The sequence below is a fragment of the Pseudomonas azotoformans genome, from assembly GCF_001579805.1.
GTDB classification, from domain to species: domain Bacteria; phylum Pseudomonadota; class Gammaproteobacteria; order Pseudomonadales; family Pseudomonadaceae; genus Aquipseudomonas; species Aquipseudomonas azotoformans_A.
Genome location: NZ_CP014546.1, coordinates 1,205,643 through 1,225,044 on the forward strand (window position 1 = coordinate 1,205,643; position 19,402 = coordinate 1,225,044).

Annotated in this window: 20 protein-coding genes; 8 read left to right on the forward strand and 12 right to left on the reverse strand. The window is 61.0% G+C overall.

Annotation, left to right across the window (positions count from 1 at the left end):
• Window positions 1-4 precede the first annotated feature (4 nt).
• On the reverse strand, window positions 5-1,018 hold the full coding sequence (gene hemB, locus AYR47_RS05735; RefSeq protein WP_061434559.1) for a porphobilinogen synthase: 1,014 nt from the start codon (window positions 1,016-1,018) through the stop codon (window positions 5-7).
• 208 nt (window positions 1,019-1,226) lie between these two features.
• On the opposite strand from hemB, the gene AYR47_RS05740 reads away from it, so the two are divergent.
• Window positions 1,227-1,862, forward strand: a complete 636-nt coding sequence (locus tag AYR47_RS05740) for a DedA family protein (RefSeq protein WP_033897595.1) — start codon at window positions 1,227-1,229, stop codon at window positions 1,860-1,862.
• Here AYR47_RS05740 and AYR47_RS05745 read toward each other — a convergent pair.
• The gene (locus tag AYR47_RS05745) at window positions 1,843-3,078 is read right to left on the reverse strand and encodes a sterol desaturase family protein (RefSeq protein WP_061434560.1); all 1,236 of its coding nucleotides are present in this window, start codon (window positions 3,076-3,078) and stop codon (window positions 1,843-1,845) included. The two genes, AYR47_RS05740 and AYR47_RS05745, sit on opposite strands and share 20 nt — an antisense overlap.
• Window positions 3,079-3,194: 116 nt before the next feature.
• Here AYR47_RS05745 and elbB point away from each other — a divergent pair, with 116 nt between their 5' ends.
• On the forward strand, window positions 3,195-3,860 hold the full coding sequence (gene elbB / locus AYR47_RS05750; protein ID WP_033897520.1) for an isoprenoid biosynthesis glyoxalase ElbB: 666 nt from the start codon (window positions 3,195-3,197) through the stop codon (window positions 3,858-3,860).
• Window positions 3,861-3,981: 121 nt separating this feature from the next.
• Here elbB and AYR47_RS05755 read toward each other — a convergent pair whose 3' ends face one another.
• The gene (locus AYR47_RS05755) at window positions 3,982-4,437 is read right to left on the reverse strand and encodes a YaiI/YqxD family protein (protein WP_061434562.1); all 456 of its coding nucleotides are present in this window, start codon (window positions 4,435-4,437) and stop codon (window positions 3,982-3,984) included.
• 1 nt (window position 4,438) lies between these two features.
• The gene (locus AYR47_RS05760; protein ID WP_033897518.1) at window positions 4,439-6,334 is read right to left on the reverse strand and encodes an FTR1 family protein; all 1,896 of its coding nucleotides are present in this window, start codon (window positions 6,332-6,334) and stop codon (window positions 4,439-4,441) included.
• A 257-nt stretch (window positions 6,335-6,591) separates the two neighbouring features.
• On the opposite strand from AYR47_RS05760, the gene AYR47_RS05765 reads away from it, so the two are divergent.
• Genes AYR47_RS05765 through AYR47_RS05780 form a run of 4 tightly spaced genes read left to right on the forward strand, consistent with a single transcriptional unit; the run spans window position 6,592 to window position 9,735 of the window.
• On the forward strand, window positions 6,592-7,986 hold the full coding sequence (locus AYR47_RS05765; RefSeq protein WP_061434564.1) for a COG3014 family protein: 1,395 nt from the start codon (window positions 6,592-6,594) through the stop codon (window positions 7,984-7,986).
• A gap of 10 nt (window positions 7,987-7,996) precedes the next feature.
• Window positions 7,997-8,368 carry a YcfL family protein gene (locus AYR47_RS05770; protein ID WP_061434565.1) on the forward strand — a complete coding sequence of 124 codons (372 nt, stop codon included), beginning with the start codon at window positions 7,997-7,999 and terminating at the stop codon, window positions 8,366-8,368.
• Window positions 8,369-8,403: 35 nt separating this feature from the next.
• On the forward strand, window positions 8,404-8,991 hold the full coding sequence (gene lpoB / locus AYR47_RS05775; RefSeq protein ID WP_061434566.1) for a penicillin-binding protein activator LpoB: 588 nt from the start codon (window positions 8,404-8,406) through the stop codon (window positions 8,989-8,991).
• 3 nt (window positions 8,992-8,994) lie between these two features.
• Window positions 8,995-9,735, forward strand: a complete 741-nt coding sequence (locus AYR47_RS05780) for a hypothetical protein (protein WP_033897515.1) — start codon at window positions 8,995-8,997, stop codon at window positions 9,733-9,735.
• 36 nt (window positions 9,736-9,771) lie between these two features.
• Here the strand turns inward: AYR47_RS05780 and AYR47_RS05785 are convergent, their stop codons facing one another.
• The 3 genes from AYR47_RS05785 to AYR47_RS05795 all read right to left on the reverse strand — a co-directional run bounded on the left by AYR47_RS05785 (window position 9,772) and on the right by AYR47_RS05795 (window position 12,975).
• Window positions 9,772-10,404 carry a LysE family transporter gene (locus AYR47_RS05785; protein WP_016975855.1) on the reverse strand — a complete coding sequence of 211 codons (633 nt, stop codon included), beginning with the start codon at window positions 10,402-10,404 and terminating at the stop codon, window positions 9,772-9,774.
• Window positions 10,405-10,492: 88 nt separating this feature from the next.
• Window positions 10,493-11,065 (reverse strand): mechanosensitive ion channel family protein, encoded by a 573-nt coding sequence (locus AYR47_RS05790; RefSeq protein ID WP_010207425.1) that lies wholly within the window; start codon window positions 11,063-11,065, stop codon window positions 10,493-10,495.
• Complete coding sequence (locus tag AYR47_RS05795) at window positions 11,065-12,975, reverse strand: ATP-binding cassette domain-containing protein (protein WP_028618428.1); 1,911 nt, start codon at window positions 12,973-12,975, stop codon at window positions 11,065-11,067. Before AYR47_RS05795 ends, AYR47_RS05790 begins: the two co-directional genes overlap by 1 nt.
• Window positions 12,976-13,025: 50 nt before the next feature.
• On the opposite strand from AYR47_RS05795, the gene AYR47_RS05800 reads away from it, so the two are divergent.
• Window positions 13,026-13,493: a TIGR02444 family protein gene (locus AYR47_RS05800; RefSeq protein ID WP_033897514.1), complete on the forward strand. Its 468-nt coding sequence runs from the start codon at window positions 13,026-13,028 to the stop codon at window positions 13,491-13,493.
• Here the strand turns inward: AYR47_RS05800 and AYR47_RS31800 are convergent.
• A complete protein-coding gene (locus tag AYR47_RS31800) occupies window positions 13,490-14,689 on the reverse strand; it encodes an AlgP family protein (RefSeq protein ID WP_082781467.1) in 1,200 nt (399 codons plus the stop codon). The genes AYR47_RS05800 and AYR47_RS31800 overlap by 4 nt on opposite strands.
• A gap of 192 nt (window positions 14,690-14,881) precedes the next feature.
• On the opposite strand from AYR47_RS31800, the gene AYR47_RS05815 reads away from it, so the two are divergent.
• Window positions 14,882-15,559 (forward strand): FKBP-type peptidyl-prolyl cis-trans isomerase, encoded by a 678-nt coding sequence (locus AYR47_RS05815; protein ID WP_033897512.1) that lies wholly within the window; start codon window positions 14,882-14,884, stop codon window positions 15,557-15,559.
• Between the two features lie 55 nt (window positions 15,560-15,614).
• Here the strand turns inward: AYR47_RS05815 and AYR47_RS05820 are convergent, their stop codons facing one another.
• From AYR47_RS05820 to AYR47_RS32895, 4 genes are all read right to left on the reverse strand, one after another.
• Entirely contained in the window at window positions 15,615-16,073 is a 459-nt protein-coding gene (locus AYR47_RS05820) for an Rsd/AlgQ family anti-sigma factor (protein ID WP_016975860.1), read from the reverse strand.
• Between the two features lie 209 nt (window positions 16,074-16,282).
• A complete protein-coding gene (locus AYR47_RS05825; protein WP_061434569.1) occupies window positions 16,283-16,804 on the reverse strand; it encodes a disulfide bond formation protein B in 522 nt (173 codons plus the stop codon).
• Window positions 16,805-17,040: 236 nt separating this feature from the next.
• The gene (locus tag AYR47_RS05830; protein WP_033897510.1) at window positions 17,041-18,282 is read right to left on the reverse strand and encodes a heme biosynthesis protein HemY; all 1,242 of its coding nucleotides are present in this window, start codon (window positions 18,280-18,282) and stop codon (window positions 17,041-17,043) included.
• 5 nt (window positions 18,283-18,287) lie between these two features.
• Window positions 18,288-19,400, reverse strand: coding sequence for a uroporphyrinogen-III C-methyltransferase (locus AYR47_RS32895; RefSeq protein ID WP_061434570.1), 1,113 nt, complete (start codon window positions 19,398-19,400; stop codon window positions 18,288-18,290).
• Between the last annotated feature and the right edge of the window lie 2 nt (window positions 19,401-19,402).

A 19,402-nucleotide genomic window follows, 5' to 3' on the forward strand; every position in this document is an offset into this window, starting at 1 on the left:
AGGGCTATTGTTGCTCTCTAAGCAATTGGGCGGCGCGGGCGGCGAAGTAGGTCAGAATGCCATCAGCCCCGGCGCGTTTAAAGGCTGTCAGGGATTCTAGGATCACCCCTTCACTCAGCCATCCATTCTGTATTGCAGCCATGTGCATCGCGTACTCGCCGCTGACCTGATAGACAAACGTCGGCACTTTGAATTCTTCTTTGACCCGGTAAAGGATGTCCAGGTACGGCATCCCCGGCTTGACCATCACCATGTCAGCGCCTTCGGCCAGGTCGGCCGCCACTTCGTGCAGGGCTTCATGGCTGTTGGCCGGGTCCATCTGGTACGAAGCCTTGTTGGCCTTGCCCAGGTTCAACGCCGAGCCCACCGCATCGCGGAACGGGCCGTAGTAGGCGCTGGCGTACTTGGCCGAATAGGCCATGATCCGCACATTGACGTGACCGGCCAGCTCCAGGGCTTCGCGAATCGCCTGGATGCGCCCGTCCATCATGTCCGACGGTGCAACCACCTGGGCGCCAGCGGCGGCGTGGGACAAGGCTTGCTTGACCAGCGCATCGACGGTGATGTCGTTTTGAACATAGCCGTCTTCGTCCAGAATGCCATCCTGACCATGGGTGGTGAACGGGTCCAGCGCCACGTCGGTGATCACCCCAAGCTCCGGGAAGCGCTCGCGCAGGGCACGGGTGGCGCGCTGGGCGATCCCATCCGGGTTCCAGGCTTCGGCAGCATCCAGGGACTTGAGTTCAGACGGTGTGACCGGGAACAGTGCCAACGCTGGAATACCCAGCTCAACCCAACCTGCAGCTTCTTCAAGCAGCAGATCAATGGTCAAACGCTCCACACCGGGCATCGAAGCCACCGCTTCCCGACGATTTTCCCCGTCCAGCACAAACACCGGCAGGATCAGGTCGTTGGTCGTCAGTACGTTTTCACGCACTAGGCGGCGAGAAAAATCATCACGGCGATTGCGACGCAGACGGGTAGCAGGGAACAGACGATTGGCAGGGGTAAAGCTCACGACAGACTCCTGAGCCCGGGTTCACGGGCGAGCGTTGCAGTTATAAGCGGCCATTATGACGAAGGTATGACAGTTGTGCTTAAGCATGCGACCTGTAGTCGCATTCGTCATCCACGTAGGAATTGTTCACTTCGTGACACATCTCGATACTTTCATGAATCTTCGTGAAGGCGTAGGCTGCGCGTTCATTTCGCCAGCACCCCAGACCATGCTTCAACAATTTCTGCATGACTTCGGCTACTTTGCGCTCTTCCTGGGCACCTTCTTTGAAGGCGAGACCATCCTGGTCCTCGCAGGCTTCCTGGCGTTCCGTGGCTACATGGATATCAACCTGGTGGTGGTCGTTGCCTTTTTCGGCAGCTACGCCGGCGACCAGCTTTGGTATTACATGGGCCGCAAGCACGGCCGCAAGCTGTTGGCACGCAAGCCGCGCTGGCAACTGATGGGTGACAAGGCCCTGGAGCATATCCGCAAGCACCCGGATATCTGGGTGTTGAGCTTCCGCTTCGTCTACGGCTTGCGCACGGTCATGCCGGTGGCGATCGGCCTGTCCGGCTACCCACCTCTGCGCTACCTGATCCTCAACGGCATTGGTGCCGCGATCTGGGCGTTGGCGCTGGGCGCGGCGGCCTATCACTTCGGCGCGGTGCTGGAAGGTATGCTGGGCAGCATCAAGAAATACGAGCTGTGGGTGTTGGGCGCGTTGCTGCTACTGGGCTTCGGCCTGTGGCTGCGCCGCCGCATCAAGAATGCACGCATCGCCCGCGAGGCCTGCGCCGAGGCCAAGGCCCGGCTCGCCGCCGAGCCGGTCCCGGTCGAAACGCCTAAGACACCAGTCGAGTAAAACGGCTCCTGCAGCAGTAGAGGCCGATCACGCTGAGCAGGCTGTAGCTCAGCAGGCCCAGCCAGCCCAGGTTGCTGGCGGGCCATAGCCCAACCAGCGGCGCCAGCCACACCAGCGGCACATTCAGCACCAGCCGCGAAAGCTCGGCCTTCAACGCCCACGGGCGATTCTCCAGGGCCACCCCCAAGGTAAACAACCCCAGCGCCATGGCACTCCACCCTAGGATCAGCGCCGCCGTGGGCAAGCCTTCGCCGAAATTCATCAAATAGCTGCCAAAACCAACATACGCCGCAAATTGCAGGGCGATGTAGACCTGCTGGCGAACATCCAGCGGCACTTCAAATTTACGGAACTGGGTCAGGTCATGCTTGGCCAACGGGTACTTGGCCTTCACGTCCGCCGGGCGCCAGCCAGTGCGCATGAACCAGATGCGCAGCTTGTCCCACCAGCACTCGGTACGCCGCGCATCACTCCACAACTGCGCATAAAACTGCAGGTTGGCCCACAACGGATTCCAACTGGCCAAGGGCGTAGTCACACCGAAAATCACCGGTTCGTTGTCATCTTCCTCTTGGAAGGTGCCGAACAGCCGGTCCCAAATAATGAACACCCCGCCGTAGTTGCGATCCATGTAGAGAGCGTTCTGCGCATGGTGAGCCCGATGATTGGACGGCGTGACGAAAAACCATTCATACCAGCCAAGCTTCGGCACATGCCGGGTGTGCACCCAGAATTGATAGAGCAGGTTGAGCGACGCCACGCTGATAAACACCACCAATGGCACGCCAAGGACCGCCAGGGGCAGGTAGAAGATCCAGCTCAGCAGGAAGCCGGTGCTGGTCTGGCGCAGGGCGGTGCTGAGGTTGTAGTCCTCGCTCTGGTGATGCACCGAGTGCGCGGCCCACAGGATATTGCGTTCATGGCCCATACGGTGCAGCCAGTAGTAGCAGAAGTCGTAGAACACAAAGGCGAATGCCCAGGTCCAGACGCTTTGGGCCGGCAGATCAATCAATGCAAGATGTTTGAGGGCGAACGCGTAGGTCAAAATCCCTACACCCTTGGTCAACAGCCCTGTGGTGGTGGACAGCACACCGGTGCTGAGGCTGTTGATGACATCCGCCACCCGGTAGTTGCGCTCGCCGCGCCAGCGGTCGGCGAGCAGCTCCACCACGATCAAGGCAATGAAAAACGGTACCGCGTAAGGCACGAAGTCCATGGTCTGGTCCGGTCTATTTTTGTTACATCAAGATTAGGTGCAGCGACGCGAGATCCCATTGGCAACAGATGACAAATTAGTAGACATTTAATGCCAAGACCCCAGGAGAAATGCCCATGAGCAAAAAGATTGCAGTGATCCTTTCCGGCTGCGGCGTGTACGACGGCGCAGAGATCCACGAAAGCGTGATCACCTTGCTGCGCCTGGACCAGCGCGGCGCTCAGGTCCAATGTTTTGCCCCCAACATCGCGCAGTTGCATGTAATCAACCACCTCACCGGCGAAGAAATGCCCGAGTCGCGCAATGTGCTGGTGGAGTCGGCCCGAATTGCCCGCGGTGAGGTCAAAGACATCCGCGAAGCCAATGCCGAAGACTTCGATGCGCTGATCGTGCCCGGCGGGTTTGGCGCGGCGAAGAACCTGTCGAACTTTGCCGTGGAAGGCGCCGGCTGCAGCGTCAACCCACAGGTGCTGGAACTGGCCGAGGCCTTTGCCGAAGCGGGCAAACCGGTGGGGCTGATCTGTATTTCACCGGCCCTGGCGGCGAAAATCTACGGCCCGGGCGTGACCTGCACCATTGGCAACTGTGCCGACACGGCTGCAGCGCTGGACAAGATGGGCGCCACCCACCAGGAGTGCACGGTGGAAGATATCGTCGAGGACAAGGCGCGAAAGTTGGTGAGCACACCGGCCTATATGCTCGGCAAGAACATCAGCGAGGTCGCTTCGGGGATCAACAAGCTGGTGGACCGGGTGTTGGAGTTGACCCACGAAAACGACTGAACACCTGTGGTGGCAAGGGAGCTTCTGTGGCGAGGGAGCTTGCTCCCGCTGGAGTGCGAAGCGCTCCCAAGATTTTGGGGCCGCTACGCAGCCCAACGGGAGCAAGCTCCCTCGCCACAGGTCAGGGTTGGCGCATCAAGCGAGTGAGAATGCGATCCAGGGCATTCGCAAACGCCTGCTTTTCCTTCTCGCCATGGGGCGGTGGCCCACCGCCCATCTGGCCTTGCTCCCGCAAATCAGTGAAGAGGTTACGCACCGCCAGGCGTTCGCTCATGTTCGCCGGGCTGAACTCCTTGCCCCGTGGATCGAGGGCGGTGACGCCCTTTTTCACCAGACGGTCGGCCAACGGCACATCGCTGCAGATCACCAACTCGCCCGGCACCGCGTGCTCCACCAGGTAGTCGTCCGCCGCATCCGGGCCGCTGGGCACCACGATCAGCTTCACACACGCGAAGCTCGGCTTGATCTGGCTCTGCCCGGCCACCAGCACCACCTCGAACTGACGCTTGAGGGCGAATTTCACCACCTGGTCCTTGGCTGCCCGAGGGCAGGCGTCGGCATCGATCCACACGCGCATGTCAGGCTGCCACTCGGCGCTTCTCGGCCAGGCGGCTGCGGCCATACAGCACCACAATCGCCAGGATCGCCACGGCCTGTGCACTCAGTGAGTACGCATCGGCGTGGATGCCCAGCCAGTCGAAGTCAAAGAACGCCACCGGCCGCGTGCCGAAGATACCGGCTTCCTGCAACGCCTTCACGCCATGCCCGGCGAACACCACCGACAACGCACACAGCAACGCCGCGTTGATCCCGAAAAACAACGCCAGCGGCAGCTTCGCCGAACCGCGCAGGATCACCCACGCCAGGCCCACCAACAGCACCAGAGCCGTGGCGCCACCCGCCAGCACCGCGTTGTGCCCGGCCGGGCCGGCTTGCAGCCACAGGGTTTCGTAGAACAGGATCACTTCAAACAGCTCGCGGTACACCGAGAAGAACGCCAGCATCGCAAAGCCGAACCGACCGCCGCCGCCCACCAGGCTGCTCTTGATGTAGTCCTGCCAAGCGGCGGCGTGGCGCCGGTCGTGCATCCACACGCCGAGCCACAGCACCATCACACTGGCGAACAGCGCCGTGCAGCCTTCCAGCAGTTCGCGCTGCGCACCACTTACGTCAATCACATACGCGGCCAACGCCCAGGTCGCCAGACCCGCCAGCAACGCCAGGCCCCAACCCACGTTGACGCTGCGCACTGCCGACTGCTGGCCTGTGTTACGCAGGAACGCGAGGATCGCAGCAAGCACCAAGATGGCTTCCAGGCCTTCACGCAGCAGGATCAGCAAGCCGGAGATGTAACTCAGCGACCAGCTCAGGCCATCACTGCCCAGCAAGCCAGCGGATTCGGTGAGCTTGCCTTTGGCCAGATCCAGGCGTTGCTGCACTTGCTCGACCGGCAAACCGTCCTGCAACGACTGCCGATAGGCCATCAGCGCCTTCTCGGTGTCTTTGCGCACGTTGGCGTCGACGTTATCCAGCGAGCTTTCCACCAGCTCAAAGCCTTCCAGGTACGCGGCTACCGACAGGTCGTAGGCCTGCTCGTGGTCGCCGTTACGGAATGCGGCCAGGCTCTTGTCCAGGGTGGTGGAGGTGTAGTCGAGCAGCTGCGCCGGGCCACGCTTGACCTGCGGCGGTTGCGCACGCTGGGCACGGAATGTCGTGGCGGCAGCTTCACCGTTGGCGGCCAGGACTTCGTTCGGCGTCTGGCGGGCCAGGTCGGCGAGGTTGAACGGTTGCTCGCTTTTCGCGGCGGCCGGGTCTGCGGTGAAACCGGCGATATAGGTGGCCAGGTCCCAGCGCTGACGGTCGTCCAGTTGGTCGGCGAAGGACGGCATGTCGGTGCCTTCGACGCCAAGGCCGAGGGTGTTGTAGATCGCATAGAGGCTCAAGCGGTCCAGGCGCACAGGGTCGCGCAGATTGGCCGGTGGCGGCGTCATGCCGACGCTGGCCGGGCCATCACCGGCGCCCGCCGTGCCGTGGCACACCGAGCAATGCTGGGCGTAGAGCGGTGCGCCGCGGGTTGGATCAGGGGTGATTGCCGGAGCCTGGCTGACTTCATAGGCCACGGCCAGTTGGGCACCTAATTGCCGGGCTTGCCGAGCAACCGTTGCGCCGTCCTGATGGGCGGTTACCGCCGCTAACAGTTCATCGACACCTTTGACCAACGCCGCGCGATCCGGGCGCTGAGGCAACTCTGCCACCAACCCTTGCAACACGCCGAGAAACTCCACCTGTTCGCGGTATTCGGATTCATCGATAACCTTGCCCGCCTCCACCGTCGGTGGATAGTCAGCGCCAATGTAGTCGAGCAAATGCAGGGCTTGCGGGGCGCCCTCGGCAGTTGCGGCCAACAGGTTGACGCTGCACGACATCAACGCCGGCAACAGTAGCCAGGCGAGAAAACGGAAGGGGGCAGTCATGAACGAATCTCAAATGGAAATACGAAGTAACACATTGTTAAGCCTTAAAGGGTTTGACTCAAGGCGTAAGTGATTTTGTGTTCTTAGAGGCGGGGAATTTTAGGAACGGGTGGTGGCGTTTTTTGTGGGCAAATAGCCATTGTTTTGCCAGTAATGGTGCTTATAATGCCGCGCCCTGTTAGTGCGAAAGGGAATTTCGTTCCTTGTTTTTATGAGGAATGACCACATCGGTTGACACTTTCAGGGAAGAAGTTTGCATGGCATTTCGCGCTTTACCTTTTCTTGCGCTCTCGGCGGTGACGTTGTTGTCGGGCTGTTCGATGTTTCGCAGCTATGACACCGAGTTGCAGGCGACCAATCAGCAGTTGGCCAGCGGGAATGTCGACGCGGCGTTGACGCTGTTGGAGAAGAACAACAGCGGTGAAGACAAGGACTTGCTCTATTTCTTCGAGAAGGGTGAGTTGCTGCGGGCCAAGGGTGATTTGACGGGGAGCCAGACCGCCTGGCGCAGTGCTGATCTGCAAGTCTACAAATGGGAAGAGGCGGTCAAGTTCGACAGCGCCAAGTACCTGGCCCAGTTCGGCAGTTTCCTCGCCAACGACAAGGTGCGGCGCTACGAAGGCTATGACTACGAAAAAGTCATGCTGACCACGCAGATGGCGCTGAACCTGCTGGCCTTGAACGACTTCGACGGCGCACGCACCGAGATCAAGAAGACCCACGAACGCGAAGCGGTGATCGCGGAACTGCGGGATAAGGAATACCTCAAGCGCGAGGACGAAGCCGAGCGTGAAGGCGTGACCACCCAGATGAAAGACCTGCGCGGCTACCCGGTGGCAGCCCTCGACGCGCCGGAAGTGGTCGGTCTGAAGAACAGTTACCAGAGTGCGTTCAGCCATTACCTGGCCGGCTTCGTCTACGAAGCCCTGGGCGAGAAGGACCTGGCCGCGCCTGGCTATCGCAAGGCGGCCGAGTTGCGCCCCAATACCCCCTTGCTGGAACAGGCCCTGCTGGATCTGGACAAATCCAAGGTCGGTGTCGATGAAACCGACGTGCTGATCGTGGTGCAAAGTGGCCTGGCGCCGGCCCGCGACTCGATTCGCCTGCCGATTCCGATCCCGATCAACGGTAACCTGGTGATCACCCCGCTGTCGTTCCCGGTGATCAAGGCCGATACGTCCACCGCGACCTTCGCCCAGATCGGTGTCGACGGCCAGCAACAGAACCTCACCGCACTCAACAGCACCACGGCCATGTCCCGCCGCGCCCTGCGCGATGACATGCCAGGGATCATCCTGCGCACCACGGTGCGTGCGGTCACCCGTGGTGTGGCGCAAAACAACCTGAACAAGACCAACCCTATGGCGGGCCTGGTGCTGGGTATCGCCTCGGCAGTCACTGAAGGTGCAGACACCCGGACCTGGCGCACCCTGCCGGACATGACCCAGGTGACGCGCCTGCGCCTCAAGCACGGCGAGCACCAGGTCAGCCTGCCCAACGCTCTGGGCGGCACGCTGGTGACGGTCAAGGCTGACCAGCGTTATCAGGTGATCACCCTGCGCGTGGTTGGCAACCAGGTATTCGCCGGTGGCCTGGCCGCCCATGTGGTGCCGAGCACCGCCACTCAGGCCATCGCCCTCAAACAACCTTAAGGAGCACGCTATGCGTCATTTCATCCTCGGCGCCCTGGCGCTGGTCCTGCTGGCCGGCTGCGCCACCCCGCCACCACCGGAGCCTGGCAGCGCCGCCAGCAAAATCGTGGTGATGGGCAAGTTCAAGGGCATCGCCGTCGGTGCCATCCGCGTTGCGCGTGAAAACGGCTTCCTGACTGCCAAGGTGCAGTTGAGCAACATCACCAGCAGTAACCAGATGATGTATTACCGCTTCGCCTGGCTGGGAGCCGACGGCTTCCCGGTGGGCGACGAAGAAACCTGGAAAGTGCTGAGCCTGTACGCCAACCAGGCGACCTTCCTGCCGGCCATCGCCAACTTGCCTCAAGCGGCGGACTTCCGCCTTGAAGTGAAGACGCCTTGAGCCGTTCCCCTTCTACGTTTCAGAGAGAATTCCCCATGCTTGCACGCTTCTCGATCCTCGCCGTGGTTGCCCTGCTGGCCAGCGGTTGCTCCAACACCTCGCCTGTACTGGGCAGCAAGAACATCAACTACGGCGACACCAAGGCCGTGGAAACGATCACCAACGAGTTCGGCTCCACCGACCTGCAGATGATCGCCGAAAGCATGACCCGCTCCCTCGCCCAGTCCGGCATCCTGCAGGGCCGCCCGGTGGTGCAGGTGTATGACGTAAAGAACAAAACCAGCGAGTACATCGATACCCGCGAGATCACCACGTCGATCAAGACCCAGCTGATGAAGACCGGCACCGCCCGCTTCGCCAGCGACAACACCGACATGCAAAGCCAGGTCGACCAGCTCAAGCTGCAGAACCAGAGCGGCCTGTACAAGAAGTCCACCGTCAGCAAGACCGGCAACATGGTCGCCGCCAAGTACCGCCTGGAAGGCTCCATCAGTTCCATCGTCAAGCGCAGCTCGGACTACAAGGACGTGTTCTACAAATTCAGCCTGCAACTGGTCGACGTCGAGAGCGGCCTGGCCGAATGGATGGACGAAAAAGAAATCCGCAAGACCACGGAGCGCTAAGCAATGCGTGCATGGATCGGCATGATCGGCCTGCTGTGCGCCTTTGGCGCCTCGGCCGCCCCGAAGATCGCGGTGACCGACCTGGCCTACGAGGCGCGGGTCGAGGAATATATCCACCAGGTGTCGGCCAGCAACAACTTCCAGGCAAGCGCCTACCACGCCAGCGGTGCGTCGAACTACAGCGAGTACGAAAGCCGTACCAGCTACATCGAACAGACCGAGCTGCGTAAATTCAGCGGCGACATCAAGGGCGAGATTCTCAAGTCGCGTCAGTTCCAGCTGGTACAGGGCACGCCCTACACCGCAGATGCCAAGGGTGACGTCTACGACGTGATCAAGCGCATCAAGGCCGGTCACTTCAAGGGCGCGGACTATGTGCTGTTCGGCACCCTGTCGGACATCGACTTCACCCAGGACATCAACGCCCTGGACCACACCAACAGCTACTCGGCCGTACTGGGCCTGACGTTGGTGGCGGATTTCAGCCTGATCAACACGCGCACCTACGAGATCACCTCGGCGTTCACCGCCATGGGTGAAGGCCAGGACACCAAGCTGGTGAACAGCCGCGATGTGCGCGTGAGCCTGAACCGGCCGCGCGTGGTGAAGGACGTGTCGAAAGCACTGGGTGAGGATGTGGCGCGGCAGTTGGCGGAGCAATTGGGGGGCGGGTATCAAGACCCGGGCAAGCCGGCGCTGCGCAACAACCTGCCAAGGGATGAAGCACCCAAAATCCTGCGTTGAACCCTGTAGGAGCCGGCTTTCCGGCTCCTACAACGGTTACGCGGTCGCGCGATGAAGGCTGGCGAGAAAGCCAGCCGCCCCAACAAACAACCCGGCAAACGTACGGTTCATACGCTTCTGTTGTTTAGGCGTACGCAACAGGCGCAATACCTTCGACGCCAACCCCGTATACCCCGCCATCACCACCATATCGACGCAGATCATCGTCGCACCCAGGATCAGGTACTGGGTCAGCAGCGGCGCCTGCGGGTTCACGAACTGCGGCAGCACCGCCAGCATGAACACCAAGGCCTTGGGGTTGCTGGCATTCACCAGGAAACCACGGAACATCATCGCCATCGGCTTGCCGATCGGGCGCACGGCCGCGTCATCGGTCATGTCCATGGGCAACGCGCGCCATTGCTTGATGGCCAGATACACCAGGTACGCGACGCCAAACCATTTGATTGCATAGAACGCGGTGGAGGATGTCGCCAGGATGGCACCCAGGCCGCATGCCACGACGGCAATCTGCATCGCCAGGCCCAGTTGCAGGCCAATCGCGTTCCAGTAACCGCGCAGGAAACCATATTGCAGGCCGCTGGACATCGAGGCGATGGCGCCAGCGCCAGGGGAAAGGGAGATGATCCAACTGGCCAGGAAAAAGGCCAGCCACGTATCGAGTGCCATTACACACCTCAAGAGGGAGTTTGCTGTTGTGCCTTAAGCTAACTCCGCCGACCAAAGGCTGGCTATAGATTTTTACAAGATGTGAATACTAGCGGTCGCCCGGAAACACATGGGTACCTGGCCAACGCCGCACCGAACGCTGGAAAAACAGGCTGTTGGGCACTTGCACCATCGCGCTGTCAGTCCCCGCTTCTGCCACTTCGATCAACGTGGTGTAGAGCAGATTGATCGCCACGACCCGGCCCTTCACCCCTGGTTTGTCGACGGTATCCACCAATTCGACGATATCGCCCAGGCGAAACGGCCCGACGGTGAAGATCAGGATGGCGCACAGCAGGTTGGACAACACCGACCACATGGCGAAGAACGCCACGGCTGCGACCGCGACAAACCCGGACAACGCCGTCCACAGCACTGTGGCGGACACACCCAGGCGGCCCAGCACGAAGATCAGCGCACTGCCCATGATCAGCCAGCGCAAGCCACCGCGCAGCGGCATCAGCAGCTGCGGCGGGAATGGGTAGCGCTCACCCAGCCGGGTCAGGCCTTTGGCGACGAAGCGCTGGGCAAGGTAACCCGCCAGCAGGATGAGCAGGATTTGCACGCCAACCCAGACGGGCTCGACCCACTGTGTCGGTATCGGCAGCTGCAACGCTTCCATCAGGACAGCGCCTCCAGCTCCGCTTGCAGGGTTTCGAGCAATTCGAGAGCTTCCATCCAGGTCTCCTCCAATTGCCCTTCACGCACCTTGAGCTTGGCCTGTTCGGCCAGCAGGTCGCGCAACTCATCCTTGCGGGCGGCCTCGTAGACGGCGCTGTCGCCCAGGCTGGCTTCGATCTTGGCCAGGCGCTCATGCACCTTGCCCAACTCGGCTTCCAGCTTGTCAGCCTCACGCTTGTGCGGCGCGAGTTGCTGACGCAACGCGGCGGCGGCTTGGCGCTGGGCCTTTTTGTCGGTCTTGTCCGGGTTGACCGGGGTGTTGCTGACCGGCGCGTTGCGCAGGCGGTAGTCCGTCAGCCAGCGCGCGTAGTCGTCCAGGTCGCCGTCGAATTCCTCGACTTTGCCGTCCGCCACCAGCAGGAAGTTATCCGTGGTGCTCTTGAGCAAATGGCGATCGTGAGACACCACCAGTACCGCGCCGCTGAACTCCTGCAGGGCCATGGTCAGCGCCAGGCGCATTTCCAGGTCCAGGTGGTTGGTCGGTTCGTCGAGCAGCAGCAGGTTCGGACGGTCCCAGGCGATCAATGCCAGGGCCAGACGGGCTTTTTCGCCGCCGGAGAAGTTCAGCACCGGCTCGTCGATGCGCGCACCACGGAAGTCGAAACCACCGAGGAAATCGCGCAGGGTTTGTTCGCGCTCGGTCGGCGCCAGGCGCTGCAGGTGCAGCAACGGGCTGGCCTTGGAATCGAGAGAGTCCAGCTGATGCTGGGCGAAGTAGCCCACCACCGTGTTCTCGCCACGGGTCAGGCGGCCGGCCAATGGCGACAGCTCACCCGACAGGTTCTTGATCAGCGTCGACTTACCCGCACCGTTAGGGCCGAGTAAACCAATGCGCGCACCCGGCGTGAGTTGCAGCTTCACTTTTTCCAGGATGGTTTTGTCGCCATAACCCAGGCGTGCATCGGAGAGATCCAGCAACGGGCTGGAGATCTTCACCGACTCGCGAAACACGAAGTCGAACGGCGAATCGACGTGGGCCGCCGACAGCTCCTCCATGCGCTCCAGTGCCTTGATCCGGCTTTGGGCCTGGCGGGCCTTGGTGGCCTGGGCCTTGAAGCGGGCAATGTAGCTTTCCATGTGCGCACGTTGCGCCTGTTGCTTCTCGAACGCCTGTTGCTGCTGGGCCAGGCGTTCGGCACGAGCACGTTCGAACGCGGTGTAGCCGCCACGGTACAGCGTGATTTTCTTCTGTTCGACGTGGGCGATGTTGTCGACCACGGCGTCGAGGAAATCCCGGTCGTGGGAAATCAGCAGCAAGGTGCCCTGGTAACTCTTGAGGAAGTCTTCCAGCCACAGGATCGCATCGAGGTCCAAGTGGTTGGTCGGTTCGTCGAGCAGCAACAGGTCCGACGGGCACATCAGGGCCTGGGCCAGGTTCAGGCGCATGCGCCAGCCGCCGGAGAAGTCCGCGACCGGACGGTCCATCTGCTCGTTGGTAAAGCCAAGGCCGGCGAGCATCTTGCGGGCGCGGGCATCGGCGGTGTAGCCGTCGGCGCTGTCGAGCTCCGAGTGCAGGCGGGCCTGGGCGGCGCCGTCCTGGGCTTTCTCGGCCTCGGCCAGGTCGTGTTGCACCTGGCGCAGGCGCAGGTCGCCATCGAGCACGTAGTCGATCGCGATGCGGTCCAGGGTGTCGATCTCCTGGCGCATATGGGCGATGCGCCAGTCGGCCGGCAGCAAGCAGTCCCCGGAATCCGGGGTCAGCTCACCCAGCAACAGGGCGAACAACGTGGATTTGCCGGCGCCGTTGGCACCGATCAGGCCGGCTTTGTGACCGGCGTGCAGGGTCAGCTCGGCGTCTTCGAGAAGACGTTGCGGGCCACGCTGTAATGTTAGGCTTTGAAGTCGGATCATAATGGCGGCGGAGTCTACCAGCTTCGTTCGCCGCTGGCTTGGGTGTGAATATGTGCGCTGACCTGTGGAGCTTTGCCCTCTCGACTTACGCCCGCCCGGGCGTGGAGGCCGCTTGCCTGCGTTTGCAGGCACAAGGGGCAGACGTGTGCCTGTTGTTGTGTGGCGCGTGGTTGGAGCAGCGTGCGGTGACAGTGACCGCCGAGCGTATACAGGCGCTGAGACAGGTCGCCAGGCCTTGGCAGACAGGCGTGATCGAACCGTTAAGACACCTACGCACTCAATGGCGCGCCATGGCACAGCAAGATAGGGATTTGGCGGGATTACGCGAACGGGTCAAGGCCCTGGAGCTGGACGCCGAACAGCAGTTGCTGGCACGTCTGGAAGCGTTGGCGCAACTGTGGCAGATGGGTGATGCGATGGGTCAGCAACGATGGCTGGAAGGACTGGCGGCTGAGGATGCCGCCAACCTTGACCACGACGCGCTGCAACAGCTGCGCGTCGTGGCCACCAACACTTAGGAAGCGCTGGTTGGGGTGGTGCTTGTCGCTACCGGGGCAGTCGTGCTGCTGGCCGGTGCAGTTGGAGCGGTGGACGCTACCGGGGCAGCCGGTGTTGCTGGCTTGGCCGGTGCTGGTTTTGCGGCAGCTGGCTTGGCAACGGCGGGCTTCGCTGCGGCTGGTTTGGCAGCTGGTTTTGCAGCAGCAGGTTTTGCAGCTGGCTTGGCGGCCGGTTTTGCAGCAGCAGGTTTTGCAGCTGGCTTGGCGGCCGGTTTCGCAGCAGCAGGTTTAGCAGCTGGCTTGGCGGCCGGTTTCGCAGCAGCAGGTTTAGCAGCTGGCTTGGCGGCCGGTTTCGCAGCAGCAGGTTTAGCCACTGGCTTAGCGGCTGGTTTTGCAGCAGCGGTTTTAGCCACTGGCTTAGCGACTGGTTTTGCAGCAGCGGTTTTAGCAGCTGGCTTGGCGGCTGGTTTTGCAGCAGCGGTTTTAGCAACTGGCTTGGCGGCTGGTTTTGCAGCAGCGGTTTTAGCAGTTGGCTTGGCGGCTGGTTTTGCAGCAGCGGTTTTAGCAGTTGGCTTGGCGGCTGGTTTTGCAGCAGCGGTTTTAGCGGCTGGCTTGGCGGCTGGTTTCGCAGCAGCGGTTTTAGCAGCTGGCTTGGCGGCTGGTTTTGCAGCAGCGGTTTTAGCAGCTGGCTTGGCGGCTGGTTTCGCAGCAGCAGTTTTGGCAGCAGGTTTTGCCGCAGCTTTAGCAGGTGCCTTTGCAGCAACAGCTTTGCTCGCTGGCTTTTTCGCCGCGCTCGCTGCAACCGCTTTTGCAGGGGTACGAGCACCCAGCACTTTAGCCACAGCTTCTTTCACACGACCAACGCCCTGGGCCAGCTTCAGGCTTTCCTGGGCATCTTTTTTCAGTTGGGAAATATAGGCGCGGGTTTCAGCTTGGCGATCCTTGAGGGCGTCCAGCAGGTCCTCAAGTTCTTTGACAGCGTCTTTGGCTTTGGCTTGTGCCTTGGCCTTGCCGGCAGTGGCGGCGTCTTGCAGTTTGGTGCGGGATTTGTGCAGCTTCTCTTGCGCTTTACCGCGTTGTTTTTCCAGCTTGGCGAGCAGTTTTTCTGCATCGGCCAGAGCTTGGGAACAAGCGCTTTCCAGATGTTCGAGCAAGCTGCCCGAAAGTTGTTGGAGTAAATGCAACGGGGTATTAACAGGCTTCTGTTTGGCCGACATGGTTTACCTCCTGGCTGACGTGGGTGCGGCTCATACTAGCCCTCTGCTCTTACCGCCGCTAGGGCATGTTGACAGTATCGTTTGCCTTGCGTTGCACCGTGTGAAAATTCTTATCGATATAACGAAAATACGCGGCACTTTTTACCCTTTCACACTGGCATAATCCGTCGCACTTTCGGCGGGAGAATGCCCATGTCGCGTTACCTTTTTCTTGTGCTGGGCTTGGCAATTTCGGTGGCCAATGCGAGCGATCAATCGTCGGCGAAAACCGTTGACCAGAATCAGCATGACCTCGCCTACAGCCTGGGCGCCAGCCTCGGCGAACGCCTGCGCCAGGAGGTTCCCGACCTGCAAATCCAGGCGCTGATCGATGGTCTCAAGCAGGCCTACCAAGGCAAACCCCTGGCGCTGGATAATGCCCGTATCGAAGCGATCCTTGCCCAACACGAAGCGCAAAACGACGCCGACGCGCAGGCGCCTCAAAGCGAAAAAGCACTCGCGGCCGAACAACAATTCCTGAGCAAAGAAAAAGCAGCAAAAGGCGTACGCGAATTGGCGGATGGGATCCTGCTGACTGAACTCACTCCCGGCACCGGTGAAAAACCCAAAGCCAGCGACCAGGTCCAAGTGAAATACGTGGGGCGGTTACCCGATGGGACAGTGTTCGACCAGAGCACACAACCACAATGGTTTCGTCTGAACAGTGTGATCAGCGGCTGGAGCAGCGCCTTGCAACAGATGCCGGTGGGAGCAAAATGGCGCCTGGTGATTCCATCGGCCCAGGCCTATGGCGCCGATGGCGCCGGCGAATTGATTGCGCCTTACACGCCACTGGTGTTCGAGATCGAATTGCTCGGCACGCGCCCTTGAGACAATAAAAAACGGTGCGTCATGCGCACCGTTTTTTGTATATCGCTATCGAGGGTCAAGCCTGGGTAGCAGACTCTTCCTTGTGAGCGTTGTGCAGCACTTCGATCAAGCAGTCTTCCAGCTCGAATCGTTCGTGCAGCAACGCGCCCAATTCTTTGAATTTATCTGCCACGCAGTTACCCGCATCACACAGGTCGGTGAACTCAAGCAGCTTTTCGGTGATGACATCGATGCGCGGGTAAAGGGTCTCAGCCAAATCCAGGCCACGCTGATCGTCGAAGGCTTCCGCCTCCTTGGTCAGTTGTTCGTAGACGCCGAAATGACCGGCTGACACGTAGTCCACCAACACACCGCAGAAATCCTGCAACGGTTCGCGGTTCTGCGCCAGTGCCTCGGGCTTGGCGCCGAGCGCATCAAAGGCCCGAACCAGTTCGTGACGTGCCTTCAGCCAGCTGTCGATCAGCTTGTGCACCCCACCCCAGCGTTCCTGAGCATTCTGACAACTTTCCAGCATGATGATCTCTCTTCCCTATAGGGGCGCTGCCGCCTGGTGCCCGCGCAACACTTCAAGGATAAAGCAGCAACCGGACAAGGCCGCATCTGACAAACGGTTTCAATAACACGTGCGGGCCAGATTATGCCCGCATGACTATGGCTTCAAGGTACGCAGGAGAGAAAGTTCATACAAGTGTTTAATCCCGTCCTACAAACTGCGACCGGCATTCAGCGCCTCGCCGGACGCAAACGCTGGCTCAACAACAGCCGTGAAAACTGCATGGCGCCGAGGATCAACATCCCGACGAAGAACAGCAGGCTCCACTCCGGCAGGCTCAAGTCGAACAGTGTCCAGTTGATCTCCACACAATCGACAGTGCCTTTGACAGTCAATTGCAGGGCCTGCCAAAACGACAGGTTTTCGATCATGTAGTGCAGGCTTGGCCAGCAGTCAGCCACCTGCTCCGGTGCGGCGTTTTGTAGCAATACCTGGCGCGCGGCGGTCATGGCGCCAAGCAACGCGAAGCCCATGCTTGCCAGCCCATACAGACAGCTCACGGAGCGCTTGGGGTTATGGATCGCGGCAACCAGATTGATCAATGTGAATGCAGCCAGGAACCCCCTTTGCACCTGACACAGGAAGCAAGGGCGCAAGGAGACACCGAATTCAAGGTAAAAGGACGCGCCCAATGTCAGCGCACCGGCCAGGAACGCAAGGAAAAACAAGGAGCGTGAAGGGGCCAAAGGCATGCTTTATCCGCATCGCGAAAGATAGGTCGCTACGGTAGAGGAAAGGCCTGACCCCTTTCAATACATGCCAGAGCAGACGATTCCGCGAGAGGGTAAGGACTTCCCGCCAGAAGATGGAAGACGTTGGGCTGTTGAGCGTCAGACATTGCCCACAAACGCTCTACAGCCAGTTTTTCCCATGGAATGAGGGGGTGGCGGCCAGTTATCTCCGGGCCGCTCCTCACCCATTTCCTACATCAAACTCGGACCGGCACAGGCAGCGGTGACGCCAGCAAACGGTTGTCCAGCAACCCAAGGCCCTCTTGGAACAGCTGGTTGCTGCGTTCAGTGTCACCCAGTTGCGCCAACAAACGCGCCAACTCGGCACAGGCCTCGGGATTACGCTGCACCTGCAGGCTGCTTTCCAGATAATCCCGCGCTTTGCCCCACAGGCTGTTTTGCAGGCACAGGCGGCCCAGCGTCAGCAACAGGCTGGCATCACCTGGATGATCCTTGAGCCAACCTTCGGCAAACTTCAACTGCTTGGCTGGATCGCTGCCACGCAACAAGCCGTAGAGTCGAATCAGATGGCTGTCGTAACCGCGCTTGATCGCGCCACGCAGCGCTTCCTCGGCCTTGGCATCGGCGCCCAACTGGCGCAGTTGCTCGGCATAAGCCAGGACCAGTTGCGGCTCCTGGCGTTGGGCGGAAGTGAGTTGCTGCCAGGCTCGCTCAAGGGACTGCAAGCCGGCCTCGCCCTGCTCTTCACGCTGGGCCGCGAGACTCAGGTTCTCGCCCCAGGCGCGACGCTCAAGCTCGGCCAGTTCACTGGCGGGCAGCACTTTATCCTTGCGCAGTTCCGGCAGCAGGCGGATCACCGACGACCAGTCGCCCCGCTGCTGATGCAGGCGCTGTAATTGACGCAAGACCTGGGCGTTGTGGGGGTGACGTTCGTGCATGGCCTGCAAGGTGGTCAGTGCGCCGTCGGTATCGCCGCGGTCCAGTTGCAGTTGCGCATGACTCAGGGCGACCGCCAGCTCGGCCTGGGGCTGGCGCTCCAGGGCGCGCTCCAGCAAACCATCGGACTCTTCGTAACGCCCCTGCTCATTCGCCGCACGGGCTGCACCGAGGTAATACAGCAGTGGCTGACGCTCGGCTTCGGCAGCACGATGCAAGTGGCGTTCGGCACTGGCCCAGCGACCTTCGGCGAGGTCCATCTGGCCCTGCTCGATGGCAATCTGCACACGACGGCTGCGGTTACGCCGCGACCACGGGTTGACCAGGCCACCGGAGGTGGTGATAAGGCTCAGCAGCACACGAATCAGGCAGATCGCCAGGCCGATTGCAAACACCGCCACCAGAGTCGCCCACACGCTCGACTCGTAATTCAGTACATGAGGGTAGGTGATCAGCACGTAGCCGGTGTGCTCCGAAATGCCAACACCTACGGCCAGCGCGATCGCAATTGCCAGCATCAGGATTACATAGAATCGCTTCATCGGTTCTACTCCTGCTTCGCCGGCGTCGCAGCCGCCTTGGCTTCGTCAGCAGACAGATGACGGCGCTCAAGATAAGCCTGCACGGCGGCCAGGCTCGCGGCCAGGTCCGGCGTCACCACTGATACCGCTTGGGGTTCAAGCTCAGTGATACGTGCCAGCATCGCCTTGCTCTGCGGGTTGTCCTGGTTGAAATTATCCTGCAGCACACCGCGGGCCTCCCCCAAGGCGCGGCTGTAGACAGCCGACTCGCCATTGAGCGCCGCCCATTGCGCCTGTTCCAGCGCCAGGCTCAGGGCCAGGCGCACTTGGTTCAAACCTTGGCCTGCCAGCAGAGGACGGACGTTGTCATCCGGGTTGAAGTCGATGCGGAAGTAACGGGAAATCTGCTCCCACCATTGGCTCCAGCGGCTTTCCGTATCAGTGGTAGGGCGTGACTCGGGAGCAGGTTCGGCCAGTTGATATTCAGGAGCGATCGCCGCCAGTTGCACGACCTGATCACGCAAGGCCGCCAATTGAAGGTACAGCCCGGTGCGGTCCGGTTGCTCGGTACTGCGCAGCGAAACAAGGCTCTTGGCCAATTGCTCGCGGGCAGCATAGGCGCCCGGATCGCTCTGCTCACGAAGAATCTCGTCGGCACCCTGGACCAAAGCCTGGGCACTGTTGATATCTTGCAGGGCAGAAAGGCGCAGGCTTGCCAGGCGAATCAAGTGCTCGGCCTCGGCCAGGCGCCAGTCTTGGCGGCTGGCTCCCAGCACGGTTTCCAGGCGCTGGCTCAGGCGCTGCTGATCACCCTGGAGCTGGGCCACCAGACGACGACGCTCCTCCAACTCATCCGCACCCGGCAACTGCGCCAGCCGCGCGGCCAGTTGTTGCTGGCTTTGCTTGAGGGACTGGGATTGATCATCGAGGGTCTGCACCTGGCCCAACTGCTGCTGGCTGCTGGCTTGCAACGCGCGGACCTGCCAGATCCCCCAACCGCCGGCGGCAACACCCGCAGCGCCGAGCAGCAGGGCGACAATTGCCAGGCCATTGCCACGGCGCGGCGCGCTGACCGGTGACTCAACCGGCGCATCAAGTGCGGGTTGGGTTTCATCTTTAGGCAAGGCTGTTTCGCTCACGT